The following is a 19563-nucleotide window of genomic DNA, read 5'->3' on the forward strand; positions in this document are numbered from 1 at the left end:
GCTGTCATAGGCTGATCGTCGGCCGCACCAATCAATCATAACAAGCAGGCCGCGAGGACACACCCATGGACCAGATCCGCGTCTGCACTCACGCAGGACCGGGCTCGGAGCCCGTCATCAAGACCGTGCCATGGCCGAAGGTCGGCCGGAAGGCTGCGCTGATCAAGGTCGGCGCCTGCGGCGTCTGCGGGACCGATCTGCACATTCTCAAGGGGCATTGGCCGAAGCCGCTGCCCTGGCCGTTCACGCTCGGCCACGAGCTTGGTGGAATCGTCGTCGAATGCGGTGACGAATTCACCGAGGACTTCATGAGCAAGCCGCTGAAGGTCGGCTCGAAAGTGATGATCCCGCCGCTGATGCCCTGCGGCCATTGCTATTACTGCATCCATTATCCGCAGACCGCCAACAAGTGCCTGACGCCGGTCTATTACGGCCGCTATCTCGGCTTCGACAAGGCGCCGCATATGTGGGGCGGCTGGGCCGAATATGTCTATGTCGATCTCGAGATGCTGCCGGGCACCAAGATCTACAAGCTGCCCGACGACATGTCGCTGCGGCTGGGCGCGCTCTCGGAGCCGCTGACCTCCTGCATCCGCGCCTTCAACCGCGCCAGTCGCGCCGGTGGTTTTTCGTGGGGCGACACGGTGGTGATCCAGGGCTCGGGTCCGATCGGCATTCTCGCGGTCGCGGCCGCCAGGGAGATGGGAGCGGGGCGCGTGATCTGCGTCGGCGCGCCGGAAGAGCCGCGGCTCAAGCTCGCGCGCGAATTCGGCGCGGAGGCGACGGTCAACATCGAGGAGATCAAATCGCCGCAGGAGCGCATCGCGCGCGTGCGCGAGATCGTAGGCCATTTCGGCGCCGATCTCGTGATGGATTGCTCGGGACATCCGACCGCCGGCCCCGAAGGCATCGAGATGCTGCGCGACGGCGGCACCTATGTCGAGATGGGTCAGTTCACCGACGCCGGTTCGATCGAGACCTCCTGGCACCGCATCTGCACCAAGGACCTCAACGTGCTGGGATCCTGGGGCTTTACCGGTAATGATCTCCCGCTCGGCGTCGACATGCTCTACCGCACGCGTGACAAATATCCCTGGCTGAAGATGCAGACGATCTATCCGTTCACGGAAGCGGGCGTCGCGCAGGCGGTGAGGGATGCGATGGCGATGAAGACGGTGAAATCGACCATCGTGCCGTGGCCGGAATTGGTGGACTAGACAATGCCGTCCATTCCACCCGATCTCGCTGCGTTCCTGGTCGAAGCCAAGCGGCGCACCTATGCGGGGCTGGACGACGACGCGACCGTGGCCGCGCCGCTGCTCGCCGGCTCCAAGCAGCTCGAGCATCGCGCGCCACCTTATGCCTATCGCGATATCTATTTCGGGATGGGATTTTTCGTTGGCCAAGAGACCGTGTCACGGGATGACCGTGTCATCTGGTCGATGAGCTACGGCGGCGGCGTCCGCGCGGACATCACGGATCGGTCCACGCTGCTCGAGATCTACAAGTTCCTGCGCCGGGCGCTATTGGGCGCAAGCGTCGAGGAGCCTTATCGGGGACCGCGCCTGTTCGAGCAGAGCGGCATGACTTACCGCAACGAGGTCGAAAGGGTGCTCGATCGTTTCCACGGCATCGAGACGATCGCGCGGCATGATGGCGCGCCGCTGTACGAGCTGCGCTATAGCGGTGGTTTGTTGCGATAATTCTTGAACCTTGTAGCCCGGATGGAGCGCAGCGCAATCCGGGGCCGCCGGTCCCGCATTCCGTTTCGCTCCATGCGGGCTACGAGCCTGAGTTTGGAAGAGGGCTACAATGACAGACGAACCTAACCCGCGCACCCGCTCCCCTTTCCACGCCATTCGCGCGATCGACTACACCGTCATCTTCGTGCGCGACATGGCGGTGATGCGCCGGTTCTACGAGGACGTTCTCGCCTTTCCGCTGCTGCGCGAGCTCTCGCCGAACTGGATCGAGTACGGCCTGGGCGGCAACACGCTGGCGCTGGCGAGACCGAGCCGGACCGCGGCCGACGCGCCGACGCCGGCGGGCAGCGCTTCGCTGCAACTGGCCTTCAAGGTGTCCGCGACCGAGGTCGATCAATGTGCCGATGAACTGGTGCGGCAGGGCGTGGCGCTGCTGTCACCGCCGACGAACCAGTCATTCGGACACCGGACGCTGTTTTTTCGCGATCCCGACGGCAATTTGCTGGAGGTCTATGCCGAGATCTGAGGCGCCCAAAAAGTTCCATCGGGAATCCCCGATCTATCCATGTTAAGGTGAAACTTAGGCCCAGGTTCCGACTTTCACTTCACGGGAGAGGTATCGTGAAGCGAATCCTGAAACCCGTTACTTACATCCTGGCGGCCATCTACTTCCTAGTGGATGCCGTCTTCATGGCCGTCGCGCGGCCAATGGCGCGCTGGATTGGGCGGCATTTCGAATTCAAGTGGTTGCGCACCTGGATCAGGTCGCTGTCCCCTTATCCCTCGCTCGCCCTGTTTTCCGTGCCCGTGATCATTCTGGAGCCGATCAAGCCGGTGGCGGCCTACCTCGCTGCAACAGGTCAGATCGTGAGCGCCGCCGTGACTTTCATCGTCGGCGAATTGCTCAAGCTCGTGCTGGTCGAGCGCCTGTTCCATCTTACGCGCGACAAGCTGATGCGGATTCCGGCGTTCGCCTGGGCGTACGGCAAGTTCTCCGAGGTGAAGGCGTGGCTGCAGGCAACCGACGCCTGGCGCGCCATCCGCGCCCTGAGCCGCGCGGCGAGGGACACAGTTGCACGGGTCAGGGCGAGGCTGGTCGGCCGCTTCAGCAAGCTGGCGACCTCCAGGGATTAGACGCGCGCCAAGCGTTGTCCTCTATGCGAGCTTGCGTGCTGCGGCGGTGGCCTTGTCGCCCGTGTTCGGCGTGCCGGTGGGCTCGATGAGCAGGAGGTGAACCTCCTCGCGTGCCACCGGGCGATGCTCGACCCCTTTGGGCACGACATAGAGTTCGCCCGGACCGAGCGTCACCGTGCAATCCCGCAATTCAATGTCCAGACTGCCTTTCAGGACGAGAAAGAAATCGTCGGTGTCATCGTGCTTGTGCCAGGTGAACTCGCCCTTCACCTTCACCACCATCACGTCGCAATCGTTGAAGGTCGTGACCGTGCGCGGCGACCAGAAATCCCCAAAGGTCGCGAGCTTGTCGGCAAGCGATATCTTGTCGGCCATGTTTCACCCCGTTGCTCTCTCGTGAGGCACGATTTGGGATCGAATGACCGACGTGGCAAGGCCAGCTATTTGACATGTCCTGATAACATGGCCTCCGCCCATTCCGGGCGGCCGTTGGCGAGCGCCTGCGCGGACGCGGCTTCCCAGTCGTATTCCAGGGCCAGCAGTTCGACTTGCCAGCCTCTTGTTCGTTTCGTGAGGATCGCGTAGCGGGCGTGAGGCGAGCGATGCTCCAGGTTTGCGGCAAAAGGAATGTCCGCGAACACCGGGCAACCAACGCTGCCGGGATTGAGGACCAGGCGGTCGCCCGGGCCCTGAACAGCCGCTTGGCGGTGGCTGTGACCACACAGCACGACACGCGCCGTTGGCGCGCTCGAAAGGCGCGCGGTCAGCACGTCGCGACGCGCCGGCACGAAGCGGCCGTCCTCGAGCGCTTCTTCGAGCAGGCACGTCGTATCGTCGTCGGGTGTGCCGTGGCAGGCCAGGATCCCGTCGTCCAGCCGTATTTGGGAGGGCAGGCTGTGAAGTGCGCGGCGCTGCTCCGCGGTCAATGCGCTACGCGCAAACAGACCTGCCGGCGAGAGCTTGTCGTCTGGAAACTCCTCAATCCAGCGATCATGATTTCCGCGCACCGTCGGCAACGACAGCGACTGGAGAGCCTCGAAAGTTTCCTTTGGCCACAGCGGGCTGGTGACGCAATCGCCGAGGTTGACCGTACGATCGACGCCGCGCGCCTTGATGTCGGCCAGCACCGCTTCCAACGCAGCGAGATTGCCGTGGATATCGGAAATGACTGCCAATCGCATCGTCGTGCTCCCCGTGCTGCTTTGCCTGAACTTAACTCTGCCAGGTCACCGGACCTATCTAGCATCGGCTGATGGGACGTTCACCAACCAGCCATGGCTGATCTGATGTTCCTTCACCACCGTCGCGCCGACGACCTTGGTCCCCTCCAGCTCCCGCACGATCCGCTCGTCCGGCCCGACGATGCCGCGATCGAACTCGCGGTCCGGCGTGACGAGGATCATGCGCTGGCCCATGATGGCCGGGCGTTCGGCATAGATCGCGCAGCCCTGGCCGGGTTTGCAGTGCCGGCACCAGCTTCCAGCCGGTATGGCCAACGCCTCGATGGCCATGACCTTGCAGCAAAGCGTGCAATCGCCGCAGGCGCGTTTGGCGGAAGGCGTCACGCGGTCGTTCCCTCTAAGCCGGTTGGCTTCAGGTTAATGGAGGTGGCCGCAAAGGTCCGCTGCAACCTTCAGGCGCGGTTCTTTCCGTCAAGCCATGCATCATAGGCATGGTGATTCAAGAGCACTTGGCGTAAAGAGCGCCCTGATCACATCCAGCGTGCGGCCGGGCCGTTTGCCGCGCACGCAACTCAGGTCCGCCGGTTCACCGTTCCGCGCCTGACATTAACCAAGGTTCTCCATCCCGTGTCTTTTCCGGCCCTGACCCCGCCGCTCGCCCACGCTTTGGCCGAGCGGAACTATGATTCACCCACCCCCGTCCAGCTCGCCGTGCTCGCGGACGAAGCCGCCGACCGCGACCTCCTGGTTTCGGCCCAGACCGGCTCCGGCAAGACCCTCGCGTATGGCCTCGCCATGGCCAAGGATCTGTTTGGCGATGCCGAGCGGTTCGAGCAGGCGGGGGCGCCGCTCGCCCTGATCGTGGCGCCGACCCGCGAGCTCGCCTTGCAGGTTCAGCGCGAACTGGCATGGCTGTATGGGCATGCCGGCGGGCGGGTCGTCTCCTGCGTCGGCGGCATGGATCCGCGGCGCGAGCAGCGCGAGCTTGCGGCGGGCGCTCACATCGTCGTCGGCACGCCCGGCCGGTTGTGCGACCATTTGCGTCGCGGCCGTCTCGACATCACGGAATTGAAAGTGGTCGTCCTCGATGAGGCCGACGAGATGCTCAATCTCGGCTTTCGCGAGGACATGGAATTCATCCTCAAGACCACGCCGGAGACACGCCGCACTTTGCTGTTCTCGGCGACGTTTCCGCGCGGTATCGTGGCGCTGGCCAAGCAATATCAGCAGCAGGCGTTTCGGATCGAGGTCGCCGGCGATGAAGGCGGTCACGCCGACATCGAGTACCGTGCCATCCGGGTCGCCCCCGGTGATGTCGAACATGCCGTCGTCAACGTGCTGCGCTTCTTCGAGGCGCCGAGCGCGCTGGTGTTTTGCAGCACGCGCGATCACGTCAGGCATTTGCAGGCGGCGCTGCTGGAGCGCGGCTTCTCCGTGGTCGCGCTGTCAGGCGAATTGACGCAGAACGAGCGGACCACGGCGCTGCAGTCGCTCCGGGACGGACGCGCTCGCGTCTGTGTGGCGACCGACGTCGCCGCCCGCGGCATCGACCTGCCGAGCCTCGATCTCGTCATCCATGCCGATCTGCCCAACGACGCCGAGGTGATGCAGCATCGCTCCGGCCGCACCGGGCGGGCGGGCCGCAAGGGGACGAGCGTCCTGCTGGTGCCGCCTGTACGGCGGCGACGTGCGGAAATGCTGCTGAATGTCTCGGGGATCGACGCGGTCTGGGGAACGGCACCGCAGGCGGAGGAAATCCGCAAGCTCGATCACGACCGCATGAAGGACGTGTTGTTCACCGAGGAGACGACCGCGGACGATCTGGTGCTGGCGCAGGCGCTGCTGGCCGAGCGGTCGGCCGAGGATATCGCAGCCGCACTCGCGCGGCTCTATCGCGCACGGCTGCCGTCGCCCGAAGACATCATCGATCCCGGCGAGCGAGCCGGCCGGCCGCGCGACGATCGCGGGCGCGACAATGTCCGCGCACCGCGCGACGATGCCCGCACTTCGCGCGGCGATGATCGCCCCGAAAGAGCCCGACCCAAATCAGGAAAATCGTCGGCGAAACACGGCATGGCGGACGGCAGCGTCTGGTTCCGGGCCAACATCGGACGAAGAAAGAATGCGGAAGCACGCTGGCTCTTGCCGATGATCTGCCGCCGCGGCGGCATCGACAAGGGCGACATCGGCGCCATCAAGATCATGGACACGACGACCGAGTTCGAAATTTCCGAGCGGGTCGCGGAATCCTTCGCTGCCAAGATCAAGCGTCCGGACAAGGAAGACAATATCCGCCTCGAGCCGATGACCGATGCGCCGCAGCGGCAGGCGCCTTCGGAGGAGCGGTCAAAGCCGCCCCGGCGCGAGAGCGGCGACAGCGATCATCGTGAACGTCGCGACGATCGCCCGCGCGATGCAGCTGGGTTCAAGCCCCGCGACAAGGCTCACGGCGAGCGCAGGCCGAAATTCGACGATGCTCCTTCGTTCGGAAAGAAAAAGAAGCACAAGAACAAGCCTGGCCATGCCGAGCCGGCGGTCACGCCGTGGCCGTTGAAGGGCGCGCCTGGAAAAAAGAAGGCGAAGAAAAAGCATCGGGGCTGAACTGCGCCTGATTGTGCAGACAGCAATGATGCCGCCGGATTGCGCCGGCGACATCATCTGAAAAGTCAGCTGCGAACTCAGCGGCCACCGCCGCCGCCGCCACCACCTCCGCCGCCGCCACCGCCGGCATCACGCATCGACGAGCTGTAGCGGGGGTCGGTCTGCTTCATGTAGATGGGCGAGGTGTCGTGCGTGAGGTTGACGCGGCTTCTGCCGCCCGGGGTCGGCGTCTCGACCAGGATACCGCAGCCCTCGAAGAAGGCGGAATCGCAGCCATAGGTCCGGACCTGTGCCGCGTTGGCACTGGTCGCGGTGAACGCGGCCGCCGCGGCGAATGCAATCAAAGCAACTTTCGACAATGTAAGTTTCATGGAAATTCTCCAGTCTCGATTCGGCGAGACCAGAACGGCCCGCGCACACCTTCGACGGGGGGTGATCGAAGGCGGTTCGAGGGACGGCTTCACGCCCGCGTGAGCCGGGCGGGGACGTTATGTCGCAGCGAGGTCGCGAAGCATGTAGGTCGCGCCTTCGCCGTAGGAAGCGAGCTTTGCGCGCGCCTCCGCATCCGCCGCGACGGGCCGAAAGCCGAGACGCTCCCACAACGGCCGCGTGGCGTAGACCGAGACCAGCGCGAGCGTTGTGATGTGTGATGCGCGCGCGAGCTTCTCGATAGCGGCAATATAATCGCGCGCGACGCCACCGCGGAAATCGGGCAGCACGGCGACGTCGTGCACGTAGAGACAATCCGCATCATCGGGCAGTTGTTGAAGGAAGCCGTTGAGCGGCGGAATGCGGTGCTGCTTCCACGGATGCGCGAGCCCGTAGCCGGCGATCTCTTCGTCGGCGATGAGCAGTCGGCAGCCATCGGGATAGAGCCGCATCTTCTCCGCGAACACGTCGGGACTCTCGGGGAGATCAGGATGGATCCGCGCTGCGATCGCGCTGATCGCGACCAGGTCGGAGGCGCGCGCGGGACGCCAATGCGGCTTGCTCATGTCGGTCCGTTGGTCGGTCTCACCCATTCCAGTTTATTCCGTCGCGACGATGCGCGCAGCGAAAAATATCTTTGCCGCCGTCTCAGGAATACGAAGCGTTGCGCGGCGTCCTACCCCATGCAAGCCAATTGCATGACAGGAGAACCCATGACGTCCTCGATCCGCCTCGCGCTCACGCTCGCCGTATCGCTCGCCATCATCCCCGCTGCCTTCGCCGCGCCGCCGACCAAGACCGGCAAGTCCGACAAGGGTAACGTGCTCACCGACGCCAAGGGCATGACGCTCTACACCTTCGACAAGGATGCGGACGGCAAGTCGGCCTGCAATGGACCGTGTGCGACAAACTGGCCGGTGCTGAAGGCCGAGGCGAGCGATGCTGCGGCCGACGGCTACACCGTCATCACGCGCGACGACGGATCCAGGCAGTGGGCTTACAAGGGCAAGCCGCTCTACACCTTCGCCAAGGACCAGAAGCCCGGCGACATCACCGGCGACGGCTTTCTGAACGGCGCCTGGCACCTGGCGATGCCGTGAGCTGACAATCCGCCGCGGCAATGCGAGGTGGTATCTGACATTGACGAGATGCCACCGGTCTTGTGCCTCGGACGCAGCGCAGCGCCGTGTTGGCGATGCGACGTATCGTTCAATGCGGTGCGCTGCGGAGCGGCTCCATCAACTCAATTAGTGACAGGGCGCCATCTGGAAGCGGCCGAATCCTCGCCGCGCCCCCAGCGGAAGGCCACCGGCGCCGGCGCCTCCGAACCGCTTGCCGGACTGATCTCAAATTGGCGGAAGTAATGGCGACAACTTCGAAGAAGTAAAAACGCCGCCCGTGGCGCGTCGTCGCTTGAATTGAATTTATTCATGTCGAGAGTCCGAAAGCGAACCGAAGGCCCGATTTTGGTTGGTCATAGTTGGTTCCGGCAGGGGGCGAGAGCGGCATATCGGCAACAGCATCCCTCCATTTGAGAGTAGGGGCACTGGTTTCCCGGTGCGGTCCGCACCTGGGAGCTTCTGGGAGTCTTCAATCCATTATCTGGTTTCGCGTGAGGGGATGAATGACCATGAATGATGCCAATCTGAAAGCCGAGACGAACGCCACTGCGCTGAATGGGACGGCGAATGGCGGTGCAATGCCCAGGTTCGACATGCCATTTTTCAACTTCCAGGCGATCTTCGGCGATCTCGCCGAGCAGGGCGCCGCCCGGGCCAAGGCAAATTTAGAGCGGATGAGGGCGGCTTCCGAGGAGGTCACCGAAGCGCTCCGCGAAGCCTGTTCGACCAATGCCACGCGTGCCGCCGATTACGGCACCAGGGTCATCGAAATATCAAACATCAATACCAGCTCCGCGCTGGAGTTCCTGTCCCAGCTTGCGGATGCGAGGTCGTTTGCGGATGTCGTGAACCTCTCCACCACCCACAGCCGCAAGACCTTTGAAGCGGCTTCTCGCCAAAACCGGGAGCTTTGGGACCTCGCCCAGAAGGTCGCAACCGAGACGGCCGAGCCGATCAAGAAGAGTTTCAAGTTGGTTCTGCATGGGGCTGCTTGAATCGAGGCTACTGGCCGCGTGGATCGGCTGGACGAGCGTCTTCGCCAGAAGGGGCGCGGTCCAGCCGAGGCGGTGAAGCCTTGCCGTGAGAAGCCTTGCCGTGAGGTGATGCCAAGCTGGAGGAAGTCAGGATGGGTATGGTGATGATCAAGTGCCCGGAAACGGGCCACGCCATTCCGACGGGCATCGAGATGGATCGTGAAAGATTTCGGTGCAGCACGGTGTTCTTCTCGCGCACATATTGCGGGATGTGCGCGGCGACGCACGAGTGGTTCGCCAGAGAGGCCTGGGTCTATGAATCGGTCTTGGCGAACGGGAAGTCCGGGGGCGGGCAGCCATTCCGCGCGGGCGCGGTGTGAAGCAGCCTGACGGCATCCTGCGAAACGATCCGGTCGATCCTGCGGCTCATCACCTTGTAGCACTCGCAGGCGACGACCTCGAGTCGCGGCCTGTCGATCTCGAGTTGGCCGCGCCGACTGGATTTCAGGGCCCTTGAGGTTCGAAGTGCGCTCACGACGTGCGTGACGGTGGTCCGCCGGACGCCGAGCAATTCCGACAACGTCTCTTGCGTCAGGTGCAGGACGTCACCACCGCCCTCCGTCCGATCGTGAATGTGAAGCAGCCAGCGGGCAAGGCGGGCCTCGACGGAGTGCAGTGCATTGCAGGCTGCGACGTGCAGGAATTGCGTCATCATCGCCCTGGTCACAATCTGAACCGCGTTTGCGAGGGCGGGACTGCGTTCGAGTGTCGCTTGAAATCGCGCGGGCGAGATCTGCAGTGCGGTCCCGGCCACGCGGACAACCGCCGTCAGGGGAGATCGGACGGGGCCGAGCGCCGTCATGAGGCCGACGACGCCGTCGTTGCCGATCACGGCGGTTGCGGCTGCCTGTCCGTTCGGCAACTCCATGATGAGAGCGATCGCGCCGCTGCACGGGAAGCAAAGGTGCTCGACCCGGTCGCCCGATCGAACCAGGACTGCATCGTGCTGGAGCGGTACTTTCCGGAGATACGGTGCAAGCAAAGCGAAGTCGGCCGGCGGTAATGCAGCTAACAGGCGATTACCAACTCTGGTCGCGTGCTCCATCACTGGGAATCGTCCCTCGACGGAGGCCCGGCGGCGAGCAAACGCATCGTCTCCGGCCGAGCCGCGTTGCCGTGCAGGCATACGCCCGGCAAACAGCTAAACGTCCTGCAGCAGGTAAGGTGCCAATGATGGATCGCGAGCCTGGCTCACGCTGCCGGCGCGGGCACCAGTCCGTAGCGCAGCATCGTCTCTTTCATCTTCGCGGGATCGGGTGGCGCGCCGGCCGACAGGAGTGCGGCCATCTCCGTGAAATATTGCGGGCCCAGCACCCCGGGGCTCAGGATGCACAGGCATGTTGCCGGTCCCGTCGAACGGTTGGTGAAACCGTGCACGATGCCGCGCTTGATGAAGACCGACTCTCCGGGGCCGAGATCGTTCTGCTGGCCGTCGATCGTCCAGGTCGATACGCCGGACAGCCCGTAGATGGTTTCGTCCCAGCGGTCGTGATAATGCGGGATCGGCATCCGTGCATTCGGCTGGAGCGTCATTTCGAAGATGTCGACGCTGCCGCCGGTGTCGTCCTTGCTGTGCAGGAAGCGGAGCTGAAGCGTACCGAAACTGATGATGTCGGACATGGCTGTGTCATCCCGGTGAGAGACTGTATCGAGGTCGCGGCGTTCGCCCTCGTCGAAACGAAAACTACCTCAGCCCCTCATACACCATCAGCCCGCGTGCGATCTGCAATTTGCGGATTGCGCGCGGCAGCAGCTTCTCCGGCTGATGCAGATAGCGCCAGGAGGTGAGGGCGAATGCGGACAACGCGCCGCATTCGTCGTTGAACGGTGCGAGCACGCCGGTGACACTCACCGGCGTATGGGGGCGGGCGTTGAAGGGCAGCAGCAGCAGCTCGAGATGCGCCTTGCTGCCGTCCTCGCGCGCGGCGGTGACGCCGGCGATCGCACCTAACGTCTCGTCGGCGACGATCGTGGTGATCTCCTCGATCTCGCTGCGGCTGGCCTCGGTGAACAGCGCCGCGAAGCTCTGGTCCTTGAGGTCGAGCCCCGCGAGCGCGCAGACGCGCGTGCCGGCGACGCGGAACGGGAAGCCGAGGTTTTGTTCGCAGGACAGCACGAAGATATCGCCGAGCAGGCCGCGGACCGCGGCCGGATCAATATCGGCCCGATCAGGGGCCCGCGCAGTGCCGCGCTTCTTGTCCCAATACGCGAAGAACGCGCGGCTCGACGGATGTTTCATGACTGAACGCTTACCCCGGGGCGCTAGCTCGCGGGACAAACCTGTCCCGCTTCAGTGCACCCGCGATCCCTTTCGTTGTTGTGCAGGAGGGGATTTGCAGCGTCCATGCCGTGGAGGCGTTTTCGGGCCCCCGGAGGCTGTCTTTACGTCGTTAACGTTAAATTAACTATCCGCTTTCCGTCCAGCGCGCCGCTGCTATGGTGATCGCGGTCGCAAGCCTCGCCGCTTTCATCCAGGTTCTCGGCGGGGCCTGTACACGGGCGTCAAACAGTTTGGTCGCGGGCCGCGGGGAGGGGTGGGGATACACCTTATTCCTCTGGGTACCGGAAGACCGACACGGACAGGCAGGGCTTTCCCAGGGCCCTGCCTTTTCCTTTTGTGCACTTGCGCAAGGCCGGCAAAGGCGACTATCTCCAAGGCTGTCGTTAAGCCTGTCGCTCCGATCGCGCCTGAAAGCGAAGCTGCCTTGGATTCCCCGCAAGATTCTCCGCCGGAGATACCGGCCGTTGTCGAGGAAGCTCCGCGCGAGCCGATCCTGACGCTGCCGGTCGCGCTGACCGCCTATATCCTCCTTTTGGCGGTGATCCATCTGCGGGTGCTGCTGCCGCCGGAACTCGAGAACTGGACCATCGACGTCTTCGGCTTCATCCCGAAGCGTTACGATTCCTCGCTGCTCAATCTGCAAATCCCCGGTGGGGCCGGCGCCAAGGTCTGGACTTTCGTCACCTATTCGCTGCTGCACGCCAATCTGACCCATCTCGGCTTCAATGTGCTGTGGCTGCTGCCGTTTGGCAGCGCGCTGGCGCGGCGCTTCGGCGCGATCAGGTTCTTCCTGTTTCTCGCGGTGACGGCAGCGGCCGGCGCGCTCGCCCATCTCGTCACCCATGAGCACGCGGTGGCGCCGATGATCGGCGCCTCGGCCTCGGTGTCCGGCGCGATGGCGGCGGCGATCCGCTTTGCCTTTGTCCGCGGCAGCTTCCTGTCGTTCAGCCGATCAGACGCCGATACCGCCGCAAGGGTTCCGGCACTGCCGCTGTCGCGCGCGCTGCGTGACGGGCGGGTGGTCGGCTTCCTCGCCGTTTGGTTCGGCGTCAACATCATCTTCGGCGTCGGCGCGATCGGCGTCGATTCCGAAACCACGAGCGTCGCCTGGCAGGCGCATATCGGCGGCTTCTTCGCGGGCCTTCTGCTGTTCGCGCTGTTCGATCCCGTGCCGCGCGTGCGAAACGATGCTGCGGATGCGTCATCACAGGACATTTCGAACCGCATTTGAAGCGGCGCTTGCGGCGCCGCCCGAATTCATCCATCATTCCCGAGAAGAATGTTCCGAAGCGACAAGCCGCTAGCGGCGATGCTTCGCAAAGCGCCTCAGCGTGCAACCGGCGCCTAAACTGTTAGTTGAAGACTCGACGAACAAGTCCGGTCCGCGAAATGCGGACGGATCCGATTCAGGGAGGCCGACAATGACGGTACGTTCCATTCTCAACACCAAGGGCCACCAGATCATGAGCGTCGAGCCCGACGCCAAGCTGGCTGCCGCGGTCAAACTGCTCGGCGAGAAGAAGATCGGCGCGGTGCTGGTGATGAACCAGAGCCGGCTCGAAGGCATTCTGTCCGAGCGCGACATCGTGCGCGTGATCGGCGAGCGCGGCGCCGGCGCGCTGGAGGAGCCGGTCTCTCAGGTCATGACCCGCAAGGTCGTGACCTGCAAGGAGACCGACACGGTCGCCGAGCTCATGGAGACGATGACCACCGGCAAGTTCCGCCATCTGCCCGTCGTCGACGATGGCAAGGTGGTCGGCCTGATCTCGATCGGCGACATCGTCAAGCGCCGGGTCCAGGAATACGAGGCCGAGCAGGAAGCCCTGCGCGACTATATCAAGACGGCCTGAGCGGCCTTACTCGTCGGCCTTATTCGTCTGTCTTGGGCTCGCCCGTCTTGGGCGCGTTGCCCGCGGGCGCTGGTGCGAGCACCTCGATCGCCTCCTGGATCGACTCCAGCGCGCGCTCGGCGGCACGGGTGCCGTGCGCGATCAGATCCTCGCCGCGGTGGAAGTCGAACCAGCCGAAATGACCGACCCGCGGCGTGATCAGGAGATCGGGCGGATCGCCGGCGAGGCGCGCGCGGGTAATGCGGTCCTGCATGATGTTGAAGGCGTCGACCATCACCGAGGAGATGCCGGGCCGTCCGGCGCTGCCGAAGAACTCGCGCTTCATGGTTTTCTCGGGCGAGAACAATCGCGGAAAGCGCCGCTTCGCCGTGGTCGCCTCGGCCGCCGGCGGGACCGTCTCGGGCACCGCGCCGTGCGAATAGATCGTCGTGGAATGGGTGAAGATGTCGCTGGAAAGATTTGCGGCGATGACGATTTCGGCGCCGAGCGCGCGGGCGGCCGAGACCGGCACCGGATTCACCAGCGCGCCGTCGACCAGCCAGCGGTCACCGATCAGGACGGGTGAGAAGATGCCGGGCAGGGCGTAGGAGGCGCGCATGGCATCGACCACGCGGCCGCGCGTCAGCCAGATCTCGTGGCCGGTACGGACCTCGGTTGCGACGGCGGCGAACTTGATCGGAAGATCCTCGATCAGGGTCTGGCCGACCGCGTCCTCGAGCCGGGTCGCCAGCTTCTCACCGCCGATCAGGCCGGAGCCGCTCAGTCGAATGTCGAGATAGCCGAGGATGTTGCGCATCCCCTGCAGGCTGCGTCCCCACTCCTGCAGTGTATCGAGCCGGCCGGCCGCATAGAGGCCGCCGACCACGGCGCCGATCGAGGTGCCGACCACGACGTCAGGCACGATGCCATTGGCGGCCAGGGTTCTCAGGATGCCGATATGGGCAAAGCCGCGCGCCGCGCCACCGCCGAGCGCCAGGCCGATGACCGGCCGTCGCACGCTGCCAAGACCGACCTTCTCTCCATTGGAGCCGTTCGCGCCCCGACCCTTCAAGATATCAAGCACCGAAACCCTCCTACCCCGGGCCAGCCCTCACAGCAGAGTAGGCGCCGTACTTCCGCTCCGCCAGAACGAGGGCAAAGCATGGTTTATACCGTTCGGGAAGCAGGGGGCAGGAGTGTGGCGAGGAGCGGCTGCCTCCCGTTTAATCACGCAGGCGTCAACCGGGTTCCAAAGAACTGTATCCGGCCGTATTCCCCGGGGATTCGGAGGCTTGAATTTGCCGCGTTTTCGGTGAAAAGCAGGTGGCATGACTCTCGGGGGTGACGGCATCATCGGATGGCGGCGCAGCACATCGCTGCTGCCGACACTAATCCTTGCTGCCTGCCTCTATACCCTTGGTCAAAATGCAGCGCGGGCGCAGCTTTTCTCCGATCGTCCGCCCCCGGTGCCGCCCGCCTCGGTGCCCGACCCCGGCGGCGCCGTCAGCCTCGCGCCCCCCACCGGCCCGGGCGCTGGCCCGCCGAGCCTGCCGCCGACCCTGCTGCAGCCGAACACGCCCAGCATGCCCCCGCCTGCGGTCAGCACCGTGCCGGCGGCCCCGCCGCTCAACGCGGCCGTGCCCGGCCAGGGCGTTCTGTCGCTGACCGCGAAATACGGCAAGGACACACCCGCGATCACCAGCGGCCTGGTCTGGCGCGTGTTTGCCGACCGTCCTGACGAGAACGGCACCTTCAAGCTGATCCGCGAGGATCGGAACGCCACGCCGAACATCGTGTTGCCGCCGGGCAATTACGTCGTGCACGTCGCCTTCGGCCTCGTCAGTGCGGTGCGCACCGTCAGCCTGAAGGCCGAGACCGATCGCGAATCCTTCGTGCTGCCGGCCGGCGGCCTGCGCATCGAGGGGCGCGTCGGCACCAGCCGCATTCCGCAGAACCAGATCTCGTTCGCGATCTACAAGGGCAGCCAGTTCGAGTCCGGCGAGCGCGCCTCGCTGGTCCCGAACGTCGCCGCCGGCGACGTCGTGCTGATCCCGGAGGGCACCTACTACATCATCTCCAATTATGGCGACGCCAATTCGGTGGTGCGCTCGGATATCCGCGTCCAGGCTGGCAAGCTCACCGACGTCACCATCACCCACCGCGCCGCCGTGATCACGCTCAAGCTCGTCAGCGACAGGGGCGGCGAGGCGCTCGCCAACACCGCCTGGTCGGTGCTGACCCCCGGCGGCGACGTCATCAAGGAATCGATCGGCGCCTTCCCGCGCGTCGTGCTCTCCGAAGGCGAATACCGCGCCATCGCCAAGAACGAGGGCAAGGTCTACGAGCGCGGCTTCAACGTCGTCAACGGCGTCGACGGCGAAGTGGAAGTGGTCGCGCGCTAGTCTCGTGTCCCGGACGCGGTGCGGCATGCAATGCCGCTCCGCAGAGCCGGGACCCAGGAAGCCACAAGCACATATCTCGATAGATGGGCCCCGGCTCAGCGGGGCACCGCTGAAGGAGCGCTGCGCCGCGTCCGGGGCACGAGAGCGCAGTTTCGACGCGCAGCTGTTTCCCCACCGTCATTGCGAGCGCAGCGAAGCAATCCAGAGTACCTCCGCGGAAAGATTCTGGATTGCTTCGCTGCGCTCGCAATGACGAGGAGGAGGGCCGCGCCCCTCACTTCCGATACCGCAGCGCCTCCACCAGCACCGCGAACGCCGGCGTCGGCTGCCGACGGCTCGGATAATAGAGGTGATAGCCCGCAAACGGTGCGCACCAGTCGGCGAGCACGCGGATCAGCCGGCCGTCGGCGATCTCGCGCTTCACGAGATCGTCGGGGATATAGGCAAGGCCAAGCCCCGCCAGCACGGCATTCATCCTGAGCAGGCCGGTGTTGAACACGAGCTGGCCGTCGACCCGCACCTTCATCGCGCGGCCGCGCTTCTCGAACTCCCAGGCATAGATCCCGCCATAGGTCGGCAGGCGGAGGTTGATGCAATTGTGCTCGGTGAGATCCTGCGGCAGCTTCGGCTTGCCCCGCGCGGCGAAATAGGCGGGTGCGCCGACCACGGCCATGCGCATCTCCGGCCCGATCCGCACCGCGATCATGTCCTTGGCGACCTGCTCGCCGAGGCGTACGCCGGCGTCGTAGCGCTCGGCGACGATATCGGTCAGGCCATAGTCGACGACGAGCTCGACCTTGATATCGGGGTAGCGCGGCAGCAGCTTTGCGACCGCCGGCCACAGCACTGTCTGTGCGGCGTGCTCGCCGGTGGTGATGCGGATGGTGCCCGCCGGTGTCTCGCGGAGCGCGGTCAGCGCCGACAGCTCTGCGTCGATCTCCGCAAAGCGCGGCCCGACATTGCGGAGCAGACGTTCGCCCGCTTCCGTTGGCGCGACGCTGCGGGTGGTTCGGGTGAGCAGCCGCAGGCCGAGCCGTTCCTCCAGGCCGCGCACAGTGTGGCTGAGCGCCGACTGCGACACGCCGAGCTGGGCTGCCGCGCGGGTAAAGCTGCGCTCGCGCGCGACCGCAAGGAAGGCCAGGAGGTCATTGACGTTGGTGCGGGTCATTCATGAATCCATCTCATCAGTACATACCGATTTTATCATCTAATCGCGGGCCGGTGCGTGGCCTAAATTCGCTGCCGAACATGAACCTCAGGGAGAGCTGACGATGCAGATGCGAACACTGGGCAAGAGCGGCCTCGAGGTCTCGGCCCTCGGCCTCGGCTGCATGGGCCTGAGCTACGGTTATGGCCCGGCGACCGAGACGTCGCAGGCGATCGCACTGATCAGGACCGCCGTCGCGCGCGGTGTGACCTTCTTCGACACCGCCGAGGCCTATGGGCCCTTTGCCAACGAGGAGCTGCTCGGCGAGGCGCTTCAGCCATTCCGCGACAAGGTCGTGATCGCCACCAAGTTCGGCTTCAAGGGCGGCAAGGTCGAGGCCGGGCTCGACAGCCGGTCCGCCAACGTCAAGGCGGTGGCGGAGGCTGCCCTGAAGCGGCTCAAGACCGATCGCATCGATCTGTTCTACCAGCACCGCGTCGATCCCGACGTGCCGGTCGAGGAGACCGCGGGCGCGGTCAAGGACCTGATCCAGGCCGGCAAGGTGCTGCATTTTGGCTTGTCGGAGGCGGGCGCGCAGACCATTCGCCGCGCCCATGCGGTGCAGCCCGTGACCGCATTGCAAAGCGAGTATTCGCTGTGGTGGCGCGAGCCGGAGCAGGAGATCCTGCCGACGCTGGAAGAGCTCGGCATCGGCTTCGTTCCGTTCAGCCCGCTCGGCAAGGGTTTTCTCACCGGCGCGATCACCGAGAGCACGACGTTCGATGCGAGCGACTTCCGTAACATCGTGCCGCGCTTCTCATCCAGCGCACGCAAATCCAATCAGACCCTCGTCGATCTGCTTGGCGAGATCGCCGCAATGAAGAAAGCGACGCCGGCGCAGATCGCGTTGGCCTGGCTGCTCGCGCAGAAGCCGTGGATCGTGCCGATCCCCGGCACCACCAAGCTGCACCGGCTCGAGGAAAATCTCGGCGCGGCTGCGGTGACGCTGTCGGACGCGGATCTCACTGCAATTGCAGGGGTGCTGTCCAAGGTCGCCGTGCAGGGCGACCGCTATCCTGCGCATCTCCAGGCGCGAGTCGGCCGCTGAGCTGCGGCGTGAATGCCCGGTGAGCGTTCGCTTACCGGGCATACGCGTCTTGTGTTCCGACTTGAATACCTTTGCCAGCGCTACCAAGCAGCGTTGCAAGCAGCGTTGAAGGAATCGATTAACACCGCCAGCACAGGCTTATTCCGCAAGCGTCGCGACTTCGTCATAGCCGGTGGAAGATACGGATTTCCGATAATCAATTTTATTCTCTTTCCGTCCTGCTGCGCTATATGTCGGGCATCCGTCTAACGGGGGAGGCCGGAGCAGGCGCATGCCTTGCGAGACCGGCAGAAGCAGGGGACCAAGCCCGTCGGCATGTTTGAAGTGATCATCACCAGGCGTAAGCGGTTTGGCTGGCGATGGCAGGTGTGCCAGTCCGGCAAGATATTTGCCGATGGCTTCGAGCGCACCCGGCCGTCCGCCAAATATCATGGCGAGCGCGCACTGTTCTTCCTGTTGTCGCAGGCTTACTTGCGCAATCGCTCAGCGGCGGCCAGCGAGGACTAGCGGCGGGTGCAGCAGACAGCTCCATCCGGGCTACGAGCCTCACCTCAGAAGTCGACGACCAGCTTGCCCTTGGCGGCGTGATCCCGGATCAGAGCGTAGGCATCGCCAACACTCTCCAGCGTGAAGCGCCTTGCATCGACCAGCGGCGCGAGCTTGCCGGCTTCAACCAGGCGCGTCGCTTCCGCCATGATCTCACCGTGATGCGAGCGGCCTTCGCCTGATAGCAGCGGCAGCAGCGTGAACACACCGGAATAGCTGGCGGCGCGGAACGACAGCGGCGCAAGCGCGTGCGTGCCCCAGCCCAGCGCGCTCACCACATGGCCAAAACGGCGCACGGCTTCGAAGGAGGCATCGAGCACCTTGCCGCCGGCGGTGTCGTAGACGATGTCGAAGCCGCGGCCGCCGGTATGCTCTGCAACGTAAGCTTCGATCGCAGTGCCGCGGTCGATGAACACTGCGCCAAAGCCTTCGATGGTGGCGCGCTGCGCTGCCGAGCCGGTCGCGAACACGTCTGCTCCGATGGCGCGCGCGATCTGGATCGCGACATGGCCGACGCCGCCGGCACCGCCATGAATCAAAACCTTCTGGCCGGCCTTCAGCGCCGCGCGATCTATCAGGCCTTCCCAGGCCGTGATGAAGATCAGCGGTAGGGCGGCCGCTTCGCGCATGCTGAGATTGGAGGGCTTGGGCGCCAGCAGGTCGGCATCGACCGCGGCGAATTCGGCGAGCGATCCCGGTACGCCGCCGACGCCGCCGGTCATGCCATAGACCTCGTCGCCCGGCTTGAACCGCGTCACGTCGCGCCCGGTCTGCTCGACCACGCCGGCGAGATCGATTCCGAGAATGGCGGGCAGCGGATGACGCGCATGCGCCGCCGCACCGGCATGGATCTTTGTGTCGAGCGGATTGACCGCGCTCGCGCGCACCCGCACCAGCACCTCGCGCGGCCCGACCTCGGGCGTGGAGACGGTTGAGAGGCGCAGTGGCACGTTGTGGGTCTCCAGGATCGCCGCCCGCATCGTCGATTGTCTCGTCATGATCGTCTTGCTCCGTTGTCGGCCTCCAATATGCTCATGAAATTTTGCA

At 64.6% G+C, this 19563-nt stretch carries 23 protein-coding genes; 12 read left to right on the top strand and 11 right to left on the bottom strand.

The genetic code is table 11. The annotated features are described in order from the left end of the window. Positions 1-65 precede the first annotated feature (65 nt). The 4 genes from AB7290_RS15990 (at position 66) to AB7290_RS16005 (ending at position 2837) form a co-directional block, all read left to right on the top strand. Positions 66-1217, top strand: a complete 1152-nt coding sequence (locus AB7290_RS15990) for a zinc-binding dehydrogenase (protein WP_085398445.1) — start codon at positions 66-68, stop codon at positions 1215-1217. A 3-nt stretch (positions 1218-1220) separates the two neighbouring features. Next, on the top strand, positions 1221-1703 hold the full coding sequence (locus AB7290_RS15995; RefSeq protein ID WP_354114801.1) for a DUF5680 domain-containing protein: 483 nt from the start codon (positions 1221-1223) through the stop codon (positions 1701-1703). A 109-nt stretch (positions 1704-1812) separates the two neighbouring features. Next, positions 1813-2229: a VOC family protein gene (locus AB7290_RS16000; RefSeq protein ID WP_085398443.1), complete on the top strand. Its 417-nt coding sequence runs from the start codon at positions 1813-1815 to the stop codon at positions 2227-2229. A 95-nt stretch (positions 2230-2324) separates the two neighbouring features. Beyond that, positions 2325-2837 (top strand): hypothetical protein, encoded by a 513-nt coding sequence (locus AB7290_RS16005; RefSeq protein ID WP_085398442.1) that lies wholly within the window; start codon positions 2325-2327, stop codon positions 2835-2837. A gap of 21 nt (positions 2838-2858) precedes the next feature. Here the strand turns inward: AB7290_RS16005 and AB7290_RS16010 are convergent, their stop codons facing one another. The 3 genes from AB7290_RS16010 to AB7290_RS16020 form a co-directional block, all read right to left on the bottom strand. Continuing rightward, positions 2859-3212, bottom strand: coding sequence for a cupin domain-containing protein (locus AB7290_RS16010; RefSeq protein WP_085398441.1), 354 nt, complete (start codon positions 3210-3212; stop codon positions 2859-2861). Between the two features lie 65 nt (positions 3213-3277). Beyond that, positions 3278-4018, bottom strand: a complete 741-nt coding sequence (locus AB7290_RS16015; RefSeq protein WP_063982494.1) for a metallophosphoesterase family protein — start codon at positions 4016-4018, stop codon at positions 3278-3280. 54 nt (positions 4019-4072) lie between these two features. Beyond that, entirely contained in the window at positions 4073-4402 is a 330-nt protein-coding gene (locus AB7290_RS16020) for a hypothetical protein (RefSeq protein ID WP_094183804.1), read from the bottom strand. A gap of 243 nt (positions 4403-4645) precedes the next feature. Here AB7290_RS16020 and AB7290_RS16025 point away from each other — a divergent pair, with 243 nt between their 5' ends. Continuing rightward, complete coding sequence (locus AB7290_RS16025) at positions 4646-6619, top strand: DEAD/DEAH box helicase (protein ID WP_071912635.1); 1974 nt, start codon at positions 4646-4648, stop codon at positions 6617-6619. 77 nt (positions 6620-6696) lie between these two features. Here the strand turns inward: AB7290_RS16025 and AB7290_RS16030 are convergent, their stop codons facing one another. Then, positions 6697-6990 (bottom strand): hypothetical protein, encoded by a 294-nt coding sequence (locus tag AB7290_RS16030; RefSeq protein ID WP_231142222.1) that lies wholly within the window; start codon positions 6988-6990, stop codon positions 6697-6699. 117 nt (positions 6991-7107) lie between these two features. Continuing rightward, positions 7108-7614 carry a GNAT family N-acetyltransferase gene (locus AB7290_RS16035; protein ID WP_085398289.1) on the bottom strand — a complete coding sequence of 169 codons (507 nt, stop codon included), beginning with the start codon at positions 7612-7614 and terminating at the stop codon, positions 7108-7110. Positions 7615-7761: 147 nt separating this feature from the next. On the opposite strand from AB7290_RS16035, the gene AB7290_RS16040 reads away from it, so the two are divergent. Together AB7290_RS16040 and AB7290_RS16045 are read left to right on the top strand one after the other, a co-directional pair. After that, positions 7762-8148 (top strand): COG4315 family predicted lipoprotein, encoded by a 387-nt coding sequence (locus tag AB7290_RS16040; protein WP_063982498.1) that lies wholly within the window; start codon positions 7762-7764, stop codon positions 8146-8148. Between the two features lie 524 nt (positions 8149-8672). Then, the gene (locus tag AB7290_RS16045) at positions 8673-9164 is read left to right on the top strand and encodes a phasin (RefSeq protein ID WP_354076544.1); all 492 of its coding nucleotides are present in this window, start codon (positions 8673-8675) and stop codon (positions 9162-9164) included. 292 nt (positions 9165-9456) lie between these two features. On the opposite strand, the gene AB7290_RS16050 is transcribed toward AB7290_RS16045, so the two are convergent. The 3 genes from AB7290_RS16050 to AB7290_RS16060 form a co-directional block, all read right to left on the bottom strand. Further along, positions 9457-10251 (bottom strand): Crp/Fnr family transcriptional regulator, encoded by a 795-nt coding sequence (locus tag AB7290_RS16050; protein ID WP_085398285.1) that lies wholly within the window; start codon positions 10249-10251, stop codon positions 9457-9459. 143 nt (positions 10252-10394) lie between these two features. Then, positions 10395-10823 carry a cupin domain-containing protein gene (locus tag AB7290_RS16055; protein ID WP_085398286.1) on the bottom strand — a complete coding sequence of 143 codons (429 nt, stop codon included), beginning with the start codon at positions 10821-10823 and terminating at the stop codon, positions 10395-10397. A 64-nt stretch (positions 10824-10887) separates the two neighbouring features. Continuing rightward, positions 10888-11442: a PAS domain-containing protein gene (locus AB7290_RS16060; RefSeq protein ID WP_041958462.1), complete on the bottom strand. Its 555-nt coding sequence runs from the start codon at positions 11440-11442 to the stop codon at positions 10888-10890. Positions 11443-11908: 466 nt separating this feature from the next. On the opposite strand from AB7290_RS16060, the gene AB7290_RS16065 reads away from it, so the two are divergent. Together AB7290_RS16065 and AB7290_RS16070 are read left to right on the top strand one after the other, a co-directional pair. Continuing rightward, positions 11909-12715 (top strand): rhomboid family intramembrane serine protease, encoded by an 807-nt coding sequence (locus AB7290_RS16065; protein WP_014494322.1) that lies wholly within the window; start codon positions 11909-11911, stop codon positions 12713-12715. 190 nt (positions 12716-12905) lie between these two features. Next, positions 12906-13334: a CBS domain-containing protein gene (locus AB7290_RS16070; RefSeq protein WP_071912650.1), complete on the top strand. Its 429-nt coding sequence runs from the start codon at positions 12906-12908 to the stop codon at positions 13332-13334. 19 nt (positions 13335-13353) lie between these two features. Here the strand turns inward: AB7290_RS16070 and AB7290_RS16075 are convergent, their stop codons facing one another. Then, positions 13354-14397: a patatin-like phospholipase family protein gene (locus AB7290_RS16075; RefSeq protein ID WP_085398287.1), complete on the bottom strand. Its 1044-nt coding sequence runs from the start codon at positions 14395-14397 to the stop codon at positions 13354-13356. Positions 14398-14641: 244 nt separating this feature from the next. Here AB7290_RS16075 and AB7290_RS16080 point away from each other — a divergent pair, with 244 nt between their 5' ends. Then, entirely contained in the window at positions 14642-15715 is a 1074-nt protein-coding gene (locus AB7290_RS16080; RefSeq protein ID WP_354114799.1) for a hypothetical protein, read from the top strand. A gap of 274 nt (positions 15716-15989) precedes the next feature. On the opposite strand, the gene AB7290_RS16085 is transcribed toward AB7290_RS16080, so the two are convergent. Then, on the bottom strand, positions 15990-16883 hold the full coding sequence (locus AB7290_RS16085; protein WP_085405333.1) for a LysR family transcriptional regulator: 894 nt from the start codon (positions 16881-16883) through the stop codon (positions 15990-15992). Positions 16884-16986: 103 nt separating this feature from the next. On the opposite strand from AB7290_RS16085, the gene AB7290_RS16090 reads away from it, so the two are divergent. Both AB7290_RS16090 and AB7290_RS16095 read left to right on the top strand, forming a co-directional pair. Beyond that, the gene (locus AB7290_RS16090; RefSeq protein WP_085405334.1) at positions 16987-17970 is read left to right on the top strand and encodes an aldo/keto reductase; all 984 of its coding nucleotides are present in this window, start codon (positions 16987-16989) and stop codon (positions 17968-17970) included. A 276-nt stretch (positions 17971-18246) separates the two neighbouring features. After that, entirely contained in the window at positions 18247-18477 is a 231-nt protein-coding gene (locus AB7290_RS16095) for a hypothetical protein (protein WP_014494328.1), read from the top strand. A 44-nt stretch (positions 18478-18521) separates the two neighbouring features. On the opposite strand, the gene AB7290_RS16100 is transcribed toward AB7290_RS16095, so the two are convergent. Further along, positions 18522-19514 (bottom strand): zinc-dependent alcohol dehydrogenase family protein, encoded by a 993-nt coding sequence (locus AB7290_RS16100; RefSeq protein WP_349642925.1) that lies wholly within the window; start codon positions 19512-19514, stop codon positions 18522-18524. Positions 19515-19563: the final 49 nt, after the last annotated feature.

Origin of the sequence: Bradyrhizobium sp. 613_E4_N2_2 (assembly GCF_052075995.1) — a bacterium.
Taxonomy (GTDB): domain Bacteria; phylum Pseudomonadota; class Alphaproteobacteria; order Rhizobiales; family Xanthobacteraceae; genus Bradyrhizobium; species Bradyrhizobium barranii.

Excerpts from the sequence above, each read along its gene's own strand:
- AB7290_RS16045 (WP_354076544.1), top strand. The coding sequence starts at position 8,673 with ATGACCATGAATGATGCCAATCTGAAAGCCGAGACGAACGCCACTGCG.
- AB7290_RS15995 (WP_354114801.1), top strand. The coding sequence starts at position 1,221 with ATGCCGTCCATTCCACCCGATCTCGCTGCGTTCCTGGTCGAAGCCAAG.
- AB7290_RS16015 (WP_063982494.1), bottom strand. The coding sequence starts at position 4,018 with ATGCGATTGGCAGTCATTTCCGATATCCACGGCAATCTCGCTGCGTTG.
- AB7290_RS16040 (WP_063982498.1), top strand. The coding sequence starts at position 7,762 with ATGACGTCCTCGATCCGCCTCGCGCTCACGCTCGCCGTATCGCTCGCC.
- AB7290_RS16000 (WP_085398443.1), top strand. The coding sequence starts at position 1,813 with ATGACAGACGAACCTAACCCGCGCACCCGCTCCCCTTTCCACGCCATT.
- AB7290_RS16055 (WP_085398286.1), bottom strand. The coding sequence starts at position 10,823 with ATGTCCGACATCATCAGTTTCGGTACGCTTCAGCTCCGCTTCCTGCAC.
- AB7290_RS16060 (WP_041958462.1), bottom strand. The coding sequence starts at position 11,442 with ATGAAACATCCGTCGAGCCGCGCGTTCTTCGCGTATTGGGACAAGAAG.
- AB7290_RS16035 (WP_085398289.1), bottom strand. The coding sequence starts at position 7,614 with ATGAGCAAGCCGCATTGGCGTCCCGCGCGCGCCTCCGACCTGGTCGCG.
- AB7290_RS16070 (WP_071912650.1), top strand. The coding sequence starts at position 12,906 with ATGACGGTACGTTCCATTCTCAACACCAAGGGCCACCAGATCATGAGC.
- AB7290_RS16100 (WP_349642925.1), bottom strand. The coding sequence starts at position 19,514 with ATGACGAGACAATCGACGATGCGGGCGGCGATCCTGGAGACCCACAAC.
- AB7290_RS16085 (WP_085405333.1), bottom strand. The coding sequence starts at position 16,883 with ATGACCCGCACCAACGTCAATGACCTCCTGGCCTTCCTTGCGGTCGCG.
- AB7290_RS15990 (WP_085398445.1), top strand. The coding sequence starts at position 66 with ATGGACCAGATCCGCGTCTGCACTCACGCAGGACCGGGCTCGGAGCCC.
- AB7290_RS16030 (WP_231142222.1), bottom strand. The coding sequence starts at position 6,990 with ATGAAACTTACATTGTCGAAAGTTGCTTTGATTGCATTCGCCGCGGCG.
- AB7290_RS16090 (WP_085405334.1), top strand. The coding sequence starts at position 16,987 with ATGCAGATGCGAACACTGGGCAAGAGCGGCCTCGAGGTCTCGGCCCTC.
- AB7290_RS16080 (WP_354114799.1), top strand. The coding sequence starts at position 14,642 with ATGACTCTCGGGGGTGACGGCATCATCGGATGGCGGCGCAGCACATCG.
- AB7290_RS16010 (WP_085398441.1), bottom strand. The coding sequence starts at position 3,212 with ATGGCCGACAAGATATCGCTTGCCGACAAGCTCGCGACCTTTGGGGAT.